The sequence below is a fragment of the bacterium genome, assembly GCA_040757115.1.
Taxonomy (GTDB): domain Bacteria; phylum UBA9089; class CG2-30-40-21; order CG2-30-40-21; family SBAY01; genus JBFLXS01.
On the sequence record JBFLYA010000186.1, the window covers coordinates 3,054 to 7,416 of the forward strand.

At 35.4% G+C, this 4,363-nt stretch carries 5 protein-coding genes; all 5 read right to left on the minus strand.

Annotated elements, in window-relative coordinates; genetic code table 11:
• Window positions 1-1,063 (minus strand): hypothetical protein (locus AB1422_14180; protein MEW6620459.1); only part of this gene is annotated, 1,063 nt, incomplete at its 3' end.
• Between the two features lie 62 nt (window positions 1,064-1,125).
• Entirely contained in the window at window positions 1,126-1,530 is a 405-nt protein-coding gene (locus AB1422_14185; GenBank protein ID MEW6620460.1) for a four helix bundle protein, read from the minus strand.
• Between the two features lie 12 nt (window positions 1,531-1,542).
• The gene (locus tag AB1422_14190; protein MEW6620461.1) at window positions 1,543-2,169 is read right to left on the minus strand and encodes a 4Fe-4S single cluster domain-containing protein; all 627 of its coding nucleotides are present in this window, start codon (window positions 2,167-2,169) and stop codon (window positions 1,543-1,545) included.
• On the minus strand, window positions 2,166-4,016 hold the full coding sequence (locus AB1422_14195; protein ID MEW6620462.1) for an AAA family ATPase: 1,851 nt from the start codon (window positions 4,014-4,016) through the stop codon (window positions 2,166-2,168). The genes AB1422_14190 and AB1422_14195 overlap by 4 nt, the downstream gene beginning before the upstream one ends.
• Window positions 4,017-4,112: 96 nt before the next feature.
• Window positions 4,113-4,337, minus strand: a complete 225-nt coding sequence (locus AB1422_14200; protein MEW6620463.1) for a hypothetical protein — start codon at window positions 4,335-4,337, stop codon at window positions 4,113-4,115.
• Window positions 4,338-4,363: the final 26 nt, after the last annotated feature.

Consider the following 4,363-nt stretch of genomic DNA (forward strand, 5'->3'; position numbering starts at 1 on the left):
AATTATCCTGTATTCTCACAAAGAAAGTGCTCTCATCAATAAATACCACATCCCTCTCATAGACAGCATAAGAATCCTTCTTAATCAATGAGGTTTTACCCAGGCAAATGGATGAAATCCTCCCTTCTTCAATCTCTGCCTGGGAGATAACTCGGTTTAATGTCTCTTGAGTCGTAACCTTTGGTTCACCTGCAGATTTAATAATCTCATCTATGTAGCGCCTTTTCTCATTATCAAGAAAGATAAATTTGGGTTCAGGAAGAGAAGAGGAGCTGACACTTATTGGTATGGGATGACTATTATTTATGGCAATATCAACTGATGTTTCACCATAGACACGCAGATTTATATCAAGCTTTCTTGCCTTTAATCCTGTTTTGCTGGTTAAGCAGAGATGGCTATCTTCAAGTTTAAAACAGGTCTCTATGGGTTCTGTATCTGCTTTAATGCTATAATCAAAAGGGATAGCTTTATTGTCAAAGAAGATTTTGAAATCACTTATGACGGTCTCAAATAGGGTAGTTTTAACCAACTCATTAAGTCTTTCGATGCTTTCGTTTCCTACAATAGAAAGATACTCTATATCGGAGTCAGGATACATATTTGGCTCAGTTGAGAAATCAAAAAGGAGAATCTCATTAAATCTTTCTTTTAGTGCCTCTTGCCAATCCTTGAAGTCGTGTATCGGATTTTTATTAAAGACAATCAGATCAAATTCCTTTTCATTAAATTTGCTGAATGCTCCTTCTATGAGTGGGGTGATAAATCTACCCCTTTGGGTTATCTTATGCATTTGGGTAAAGGTTTTTATTGGTCTGCACCATTTTTGTATGTCTGGTTCAAATATGGTTTGTCCTAATCGCTGTAATGATTCTTCATCTAACATCTCCCAAAAGCCTAAAAACCCTATTTTGTTTGCGGCATCAAAATATTTAGCCCGATTAATAATCGCTTTTAACATCTCCCCTTCCTGGTCTGACATAGGACTGCTCATATCCAACAGACAAAACAATTTCTTGCGTCTTATTTTAATTGTCTCTTTTTCCACAAAAGCATTAAACATTCTATCACCTCAAATTAAAATTCAAAAGTCAAAATTCAAAAGTCAAAAGTTCAACTCAAAAATCAAAAGTTTTTGCTTTTTAATTTTAAGATACTGGCTGCAAGCATTTTTGCTATCTCATCAACTTCAACCATGAAAACATTTACCTTCTTTTCCTCTGCCAACCCCGTATCATTTAATAAACTAAGCCAATATTTCGTTTCATTAGCACTTTTAAGAGCTATTTCATAAAATCTTTTAAATTCTAATCGAGAACTTGATGCCCTAGCCTCTATAAGATTTGCACCGATAGAGGTAGCTGAACGAATAAGTTGGTCCATAATAATCCAACTACTTCTTTTGTTTGGCAGGCTATCAGCTAAAGCTATAATCCCTAAGCTGAATTTGTAGCACCTTGCTTTTAAATCAGTTTTGAATTTTGAATTGCAATTTTGAATTTTGACTTTTGAATTTTGACTTTCTTCCATCGTCTTTTAAAACTAAACGCCTACATCTAAATTTATCCCATAAACTTGCAGTCCCTTTTTGACCTTATTCATAAGGTTATCTGAAAAGATACCGGTTAGATATCCTTTTTCCTCACTTACTGAAAGCTCAATCTGGCTTGTTTCTTTATCTACCAGGTCGTTATAGCTTGCATAGCGGTTATTAAAGAAATAGACCTTTTGATTACTGCTTCCGCGCCAGAGTAAGGTTTTGGGGTTGTCTTTCTCATACCTTCCATCAATCAATATATCCAGTTGGGAAAGGAGCAGGTTAACATATTTGTCGTTTTTTCCCCGGAGTTCATTGTATGTGTAGCCGCTATACGAGACAATAGACAATCCGTGTTCTTTCAAAACAATACTCAAATGGTATAAAGCCTCTGCCTGGTCAAATGGTTCTCCACCTGAGTATGTTACCCCTTCTATATCCGTGGTTTTGATTATTAAGTCTGCCAATTTCTGAATATCTATAAGATGTTTCGGCTCTTGTGGAAGAAATTCTTTATTCCTGCATCCAGGACACATCAAAGAGCATCCTTGAACCCAGATGACAAATCTATTCCCCGGACCATTAACCAATGAAGAGCTGGATATATTACCAATGTTTAGTAAAATACTCATTTTACTTCAAATAATAATTGTTTTTTATTGCTATCCGTAAATATTTGTATCTCGCCTTTTTTTAAATTTTTCCCATATATTTTACGAAGAAGAACTCTGGGAAGATATTGCCGAATCTCCTGGTCAATGCTATTTACCGCCGCAGAACCTCCAAATTCCATTATCTCACCCTTATATTTATCAAGCAAGTAAGGAATAACATCTGCGTTTATGGATAACCTTGTATCCACATCCAATATCCCCTCTTTATATGCCTTATTGAAATGTGCTTCAACCTGGTTTAAGTAATGTTGAATCATATCTTTCATTACTTTCTCATCCAAAATACAGTTAAAAGGTATGATATTTTGTTTCCCTATTCTGCGGAGCAATTCAGGTCTGCCAATCTCGCTGGTAAAAAAATTTACCACACATTGATGAAAATGCTTCTTTATTCCCTCTTGATTCTTCTCTCTCTTTAGCTTATCCACCTTTTCTTTTTCTATAAATTCTTCCATAATCTTACCTGCATCATCTTTAATTGAAACTACATTTTGTCTATTCCCTACATTTGAGGTAAAGATGATGACTGCCTGAGAAAATGAGGCAGACTCACCACTTCTATCGGTAATTATTCCGTCCTGAAGTATCTGGAGAAAGATAAGGAGAATATCTGGGTGGGCTTTCTCTATTTCATCAAAGAGGATGACAGAGAATGGTTTCTCCCTTAATTTGGAGACCAATATTCCTCCACCTTTTTTATACCCTACATAACCTGGTGGTGAACCTAAGAAGGTAGAGATAGTATGCTCTTCTCTATATTCGGACATATTAAACTGGATTAATGCCTCTTCGGTATCAAATAGAAATCTGGCAAGTTTTTTAGCCACAAATGTCTTACCTACCCCAGGAACTCCTGCAAAAAACAGAACCCCTCTCGGTGCATTAATTCTTCCACCGGTAACCTTATCAATATCAACCTTAGCCGCCTCCATAATCTTAATCACTGCGTTAATTGCCTCATCTTGACCTTTTATGTCTGCGGTGAAATAATTAAATGCCTTACTCAATTTCTCCCAGGTCAACTCTGCCCAATAGTTTTTTCGTTGACCATATTTGTAGGTATAGACCCTTTTCTCAAAATCCGCTACATCAAGTCTATTGTCATTATCAAAAGAAGTAACATTATAAAGTTGCTCTATCTCTAAAAACCTTAGATTTTCTGTAAGGTTTACGCATTTCATTATATCCTCTTCTTGAACCTTTAGTAATTTTTCAAATAGGGTCGCTCTTTCACTTCGTTCTAATAAAGGAATTTGAATCCTGGCAACCTTGGGGTTATTTTCCCATAATTCATTGGGAATATAATCTAAACAGGGTGTAATAAAAACAAGATATTGATTTTTTTTTAGTTCTTCAATGAGATTCTGTAATGCTACGATAATCTTCTTCTCCTCTTCTGAATAAATATTCTTCTCAGGGTTACTTATCAATTTCTCAGCCCAGTTAATTATATAGCAAGATGAAAGATTCTTCTCTCTTCTTCTGCGATATGCCTCTCTCAACCCAAAGATATCCTGAATAAGTTTTGAATCTGCCAAGCCTGTGATGGTATCATCAGAGGAATCAGAACTGGAGTGAATAATCCTCTCTTTATTAACAATGTCGTATTGGCTTAAAATGTAAGGGGGTGGTAATATTCTCTTGATAGAGTTTGCAAGGTAGTTCATAAGGCTGATAGAGGTAAAACTATGTATTTCCTCATCTGGTTGATAAAGATATTTATCAGAGGTATTACCTGATATAATTATCAGATTCTTTATCTTCAAATAATCTTCAAATTCCTGTTGCCATCTTGGTTTATCCATGTTTATTCTCCTCCTTATTTCCCCTTTTTTATCTTATCCATAATTTTACGAGCAAGGCTCAAAAATGTATCCTTTTGAAGATTTGTTATTATTCTTTTACCTTCCAGCATTGAAGTAATTCTCCCAAACCTTTTTTATTTCTATAGGCAAATCTAATTCAGAAAGAAGCCTTTTTATTTCATCCCAGTCTAACTCAGCAATATCCTCTGCCCTCCCGTGTGTTAATACTTGTTTAATATACCACTTCCTCTGCCAGGGGTCATTAAGGTCAATCTCTTTATTGGTTGACCAAACTATATATCTCTTTGGTCTTATCTTCATTTATAAAAACCTCCTCATTCTTAAGC